The organism is Microcystis sp. LEGE 08355, assembly GCF_015207185.1.
GTDB lineage: Bacteria > Cyanobacteriota > Cyanobacteriia > Cyanobacteriales > Microcystaceae > Microcystis > Microcystis panniformis.
In genome coordinates, this window is sequence record NZ_JADEXI010000322.1 from 1 (window position 1) to 5328 (window position 5328).

The following is a 5328-nucleotide window of genomic DNA, read 5'->3' on the forward strand; positions in this document are numbered from 1 at the left end:
ACCCCACACCCTACCCCCACCGAAAAACTTTTTCAGCAGACCCTAATCTAAACTGATTCTAACCAGACGGCGGGGACTTGACTAGGGCGATCGGGTAATTGCATCCATCCCATTTCGCACAGACGAATTACCGAACTTAATTTTTCTACCAAAGCGGGATCGAAACGAATCCCGCTATAATTTTGACATCGTTCTAGGGCCTCTCCTAAATCTAGAGCTAGTCGATCGCCTCGCGGTTGAGTTAATTCCTGAAAATAGGCTGATAATCCTAAAATTCGCGACTCTAGGCTGATTTCTTCCCCTTTTAAGCCGTTGGGAACCCCGCTACCATCCCAGTATTCAAACTCATGGTAAATAATCTGCTGAATTGGGGCTAATTCGGGCATAGTGGCGAGTAATTGTGCGCCTAACACCGATCTATCCCGCCAAAATAACGCATTTGCTCCCTCTAACTGACTGGCACGCTGTCTAAAAACTTCGATCGGAGCCTCCGCTAGACCGATGCGGTATAATAAACCGGCTAATCGTAAGCGTCGTAATCTCAGGGTGGGTAAATCGAGCAATTGTCCCAACATTTCCGCTAAAGCGGCCACCTGTAGGGAAGCAAGGGGATTATCAATATCTCTTTCATCGACTTTTTGAGCCATTCTTAGAAAAGCTTGTAGTTTATTAGCGGCCAAATTTTTATTTAAACGGGATGCTTGTCCTTCTAAGTCGCTTAATTCTCGCGTTTGTCTGCTGACGGTGACTAACTGCTGTTGACTGGTTTGCAGATAGGTGACAATGCGAGAGACTACTCCCGTTAAATCCGTGGGAATGGGATTAATATTTTGACTAATTTCCTGCTGTTGTCTGCTTAAATCGGCCGCTAGACTGGGATTATAAGGATGCAGACGCTCAATTAAGATCCTAGCGGCTTTTTCGACTAAATCGCGATCGAATGTCCATAAACCGTAGAATTTTCGCTCCGTGTCTATTTGGGGTTGACTATCGGACCGGTATTCTTCTGGGGATAACTCATGACAGAGTACCATGGAGGCGTAATCGGGGGAAAGAATGATTAAATTCCATTCATTAACCAAACTATCGCTATTATCTAAGTTCACTAGCGAAACATTCTCTAAACTGCCGGTTTTATGCTCAGAAAAACCACTATCGGCCACGGCAGCGATCGCAATATGACGAGAAGAGCGAGCAATATCTAAATAGCGCTCAGCTTCCTGTAAATACCATTTTCCCTGTTGAAAGGTGACTAATACCAGTGGTTTATTTGTACTGTCTGGGCTGCTAGTTTGCAAGATATGATCTTCAAGCGCATGACAGAGGGCCACAAGGGTATTCTTAAAATAGACCCCGTAACTGCTGGGTAATCGTCCCGATGAAGCTCTTTTTAACTGTTGTAAGCTGGATTCTACGGTCATAAGTGGCAAGATTAGGGGTTGAGTGAGGGGAGACAGGAGAATAAATAAAAGCCATCTCCTGTCTCCTGTCTGCTGACGACCGGCTCCTGACTGCCTCAAAGGGGTTTATTCTACCACCCAGGGAGTGATGGCGGGAGTCCAATCAGCCAATTCTGCATCGCTAAACCAGAGACTAACTTCATCTCTGGCGGTATATGGACCATCGGACCCATGGATAAGATTGCGTCCGACACTAATGCCAAAATCACCGCGAATCGTACCAGGTTCAGCATTGAGGGGATTAGTGGCGCCAATAATTTTTCTAGCGGAGGCAATTACTCCGTCTCCTTGCCAAACCATAGCCACCACGGGGGAGGAGGTAATAAAATCGACCAAAGAATGGAAAAAGGGTCTTTCTTTATGAACAGCGTAGTGTTTTTCCGCTAATTCCCTAGAAACCTGCATCATTTTCAACCCAACCAGTGTAAAACCTTTAGCTTCAAAGCGTTGAATAATTTCCCCCACCAGATTGCGCTGCACACCGTCGGGTTTAATCATTAAGAAAGTGCGTTCCATACTGCCTCTTAAAATTTAGCCATAAATTGCGTCCGAAACCCATATTAACCCAGAATGGCATCCTAGAGAATGGCAGAATTTTCGCTTCAATTGCTGAGTTAGCTTGCTGTCCGATTTAGCTAGGGTTTGCGGCAAAAAGTTTTTCGTGGGGGCAGGGTGTGACCCCCCCTACCCCCCCGACATCGGGGGGGTGTAGGGTTTTACCGATTTTGGGGTAGTCAGTTACATAATTTTCAGGGAAAAAGTCCAGGAATTTTACCCCCGATCCCTCCAATGGTCGGCACTTTTTGAGGAAAAAAAGTCTAAAAGCCTTATCCAACAAGGTTTTTAGATTTATTCAGCAGCCCCTAATTATCCTAGTCGTTGATTCTGTTTTCGATTCTTATCCCCCAGAAAAAATATGGTAAAAAATGTCGTTTCTTTTCTTTTTGTTACCGTTGACAAAAATTATACAACCTCAGGGATAAAACTCATGATTGAAATTAATGATTATGGAAAAAATACTCTTATCTGGTTAAAATTTCCTCTATTTATGTTAAGGGAAGATGGTGAGCAAATTACTGAATCAAAGGAGAAGGGAGATGGAGTTTTATCCTTTGTACTAAAATTACCAATAGGCAGGTTAAATGCAGTACAGCTTATTAACAACTATAATTAATCTTCTATTAATATAACTTCGGTTGACGGAATTGATAAACATCAGCGATCACCTGTACCCAACCATTAGCAACAGATTCTAATAATCGATCGCCTTTTTCTTTACTTGCATTAGTAGCATCTCCCATCACTCCACTTTTAGTTAATTCCTTAGTTAACCAAGCAAAGGGTAATTTTCCCTCCATAGTTAACAAACTATTTTCTGGCAAACCTTGAGGATATTCTCGGACGGCCCGCTCAATTTTTACCTGTTCTGGCAGTAATGATAACATCATGCTAGTTTCCACATCTCCTGCATGAATACCGTATTCTAATTCATATTCCGAGAATAATTCAGCCGCATTGTGGGGAACTCGCCAAGTGAAAAAAGGAAATACTAAAAAATCGGGATATTGTTGATGAATATCCCTAGCAGCAATTTCCATAACTTGCGGTTGCCCGCCGTGGGAGTTCATTAATACTAACTTGCGAAAACCCGAACGATAGAGACTTTCAGCTATCTCTTGAATGAGGGTTAATAAGGTGGCTCCCGAGAGGGTAATCGTACCGGGAAAAGACCAATGTTCGTTAGATTTTCCGTAGTAGAGACAGGGTAAAGCGAAAGCGGCGATGTTTGTATCTAATTTCTCGAAAGCTTTGCCTAAAACCCCTAAACTAATGACAGCATCGACGGCAATAGGTAGATGGGGTCCGTGTTGTTCGATCGCACCGATGGGTTGAATAATTACCACATTTTCCTTATCTGGCATTGAATCTATATCTGTCCAAGTAAGATAGGGAAAATAACGATGTGGGGGAATAAAACCGTGCATCATAATTTTATTGGGGGTGAGGGATTATGGTTAGAGGAAAAATTACTGTTTATATTGTAATTTTATCACTAATTCTTGGCAAGGTGGCCAATCGTCAACTATCGAGATTGTGGAGAGCATCAAGAATATCTAGGCGGCCAGACGAGGAAAAAGAAAGAGTCGAAGCGGAGCGCATCGGAAATCAACCCTTGTCACCGAAAAACTTTTCTAAGAGATTCCCCCTGACAAAAGAAAAACCCACCTTTGTGACAAGGCCAAAGAATTTTGTGGACATCAAGAGTTGAGTCAGAAACTAGGAGCAGATTTTTATTTTGCTAATCCTTATCATTTTTGGTAAAGAGGATTAAACCCAGGGTAAGAGCATCTTAAATCCTTGACAAAATCAACTTTATTTGGTTTTCTTCCCCATACCCCACACCCCAACAAACTTTTTGCCGCAAACCCTATGTATCCCTAAAGTTTTATCTACCCTCTCCTGCTACAGATTGATAAAATCTTTCTAGACTTTCTACAGAGGTTCGATCGTTAAATACTGTATCGATATTCATTTTAGTATAATCTTTGATTGTTTGTCGCCATTGATTATCTAAACCTAAACGGATAGCAATTTCAATATAGTGATTTTTATCCGTAGCAATTGTCTCGGTTATGCCTAATTTTTTCAAGATAGCATAGGAATGTCTTCCGCGCATAAATTCCCCCGGACAGGTAACAACTGGAAGCTGACAGGCAATTGCTTCTAAGGTGGTATTTCCCCCCGACCAACTTAAGTTATCTAAATAGATGTCTGCTAATAGGTTAAGCTGAAAATAATCATTTTGTTCTAATTGTGGCATCATTACCCCGTAATCTTGCCAATTGAGTCCATACCTATTAAAAGCTTGACTTAACCTCGACTGAAAGCAATGGGTCACAAATTCGCTACGATGACAGATAAAAATAAAGTGGCTGTGGGGAACTTGTCGGGCAATTCTAGGAAAAATATCGTCATTTTCTGGCAGATATTTAAATAAACTCTGACAGTTTAAATAGATGATTTTATCCTCGGCTAATCCCATCTCTAAACGAGTTTTTCTCTGGGGAGGAAGCGAGGGTTTAGCATAGGCAATACCTAAATTGGATAAGCGAATTAATTTTTCACTGTAGTGATTATCTCCCTCCGTGGGTTCCATTAATTCACTGGAGATAAAATAATCAATTGTTGGTAATCCTGAGGTGATGGGATGGCCCCAAGTTACACATTGTACTGGAGCTAAACGTAATCCTGCTAGTTGGGTAGTGCGAGCATCCATACCAATATCTAAATAAACGAGAATATGTAACTGATTATCTAAAATATGTTGAGCAATTTTTTCCCCATTTACTAGATTATCAAACTGATAAAAATAATCACTTTGCTGTTGATATTCTCTCGTAAAATTATCGAAGGTGTTATTAATATCTATTCCATAACAGTAAATTTCAAATTGTTCTCGATTTCGCCACTGCAACCATCCTTGAAAGAGTTTCGCTACCGTGTGATGACGCAAGTGAGCAGAAATATAGCCAAGGCGGATTTTTCCCGTCGGTATGGTTAGGTTTTTCACCCAATCAGGAAAGTTAGCTGAGGTAATTTTATAAACTAATTTCCCATATTTTTTTTGTAGTTCTAAATCATTTTTACCTTGATATTGGAGATAAAAATTAGTTCTTAAACCAATACTTTTCCAAGCCTCTTGTTGTTGATGAGTAGTGGTTAAATCAAGATTAGACAAGATATTATCTAACTGTTTCTCGTAGTTTGATCGATATTGCATAATATCTGCTTGAGTTTTGTAAACTATCGGCATTAACCGCATTAATTCTAATTTCAAAGATAGGTGATCGGGAAGATACTCTAAAGC

The 5328-nt window shown here is 40.9% G+C and carries 4 protein-coding genes and 2 pseudogenes; 2 read left to right on the forward strand and 4 right to left on the reverse strand.

Annotated elements, in window-relative coordinates:
* Positions 1-47 precede the first annotated feature (47 nt).
* Together IQ242_RS15855 and ndk are read right to left on the reverse strand one after the other, a co-directional pair.
* A complete protein-coding gene (locus IQ242_RS15855; RefSeq protein ID WP_002796380.1) occupies positions 48-1421 on the reverse strand; it encodes an HD domain-containing phosphohydrolase in 1374 nt (457 codons plus the stop codon).
* A gap of 105 nt (positions 1422-1526) precedes the next feature.
* A complete protein-coding gene (ndk, locus tag IQ242_RS15860; RefSeq protein WP_193960622.1) occupies positions 1527-1976 on the reverse strand; it encodes a nucleoside-diphosphate kinase in 450 nt (149 codons plus the stop codon).
* Positions 1977-2376: 400 nt separating this feature from the next.
* On the opposite strand from ndk, the gene IQ242_RS15865 reads away from it, so the two are divergent.
* Positions 2377-2634 carry a hypothetical protein gene (locus tag IQ242_RS15865; RefSeq protein ID WP_193960624.1) on the forward strand — a complete coding sequence of 86 codons (258 nt, stop codon included), beginning with the start codon at positions 2377-2379 and terminating at the stop codon, positions 2632-2634.
* A 7-nt stretch (positions 2635-2641) separates the two neighbouring features.
* Here the strand turns inward: IQ242_RS15865 and IQ242_RS15870 are convergent, their stop codons facing one another.
* On the reverse strand, positions 2642-3448 hold the full coding sequence (locus tag IQ242_RS15870; RefSeq protein ID WP_193960623.1) for a creatininase family protein: 807 nt from the start codon (positions 3446-3448) through the stop codon (positions 2642-2644).
* Positions 3449-3635: 187 nt separating this feature from the next.
* Here IQ242_RS15870 and IQ242_RS15875 point away from each other — a divergent pair.
* Positions 3636-3779: pseudogene (locus IQ242_RS15875) on the forward strand (IS30 family transposase); the annotation flags it as partial.
* Positions 3780-3906: 127 nt separating this feature from the next.
* On the opposite strand, the pseudogene IQ242_RS15880 reads toward IQ242_RS15875, so the two are convergent.
* Positions 3907-5328 (reverse strand): annotated as a pseudogene (locus IQ242_RS15880) (hypothetical protein); the annotation flags it as partial.

Bases quoted from the DNA above. Each gene is read 5' to 3' on its own strand.
- ndk (WP_193960622.1), bottom strand. From the start codon at position 1,976: ATGGAACGCACTTTCTTAATGATTAAACCCGACGGTGTGCAGCGCAAT.
- IQ242_RS15870 (WP_193960623.1), bottom strand. From the start codon at position 3,448: ATGATGCACGGTTTTATTCCCCCACATCGTTATTTTCCCTATCTTACT.
- IQ242_RS15865 (WP_193960624.1), top strand. From the start codon at position 2,377: ATGGTAAAAAATGTCGTTTCTTTTCTTTTTGTTACCGTTGACAAAAAT.
- IQ242_RS15855 (WP_002796380.1), bottom strand. From the start codon at position 1,421: ATGACCGTAGAATCCAGCTTACAACAGTTAAAAAGAGCTTCATCGGGA.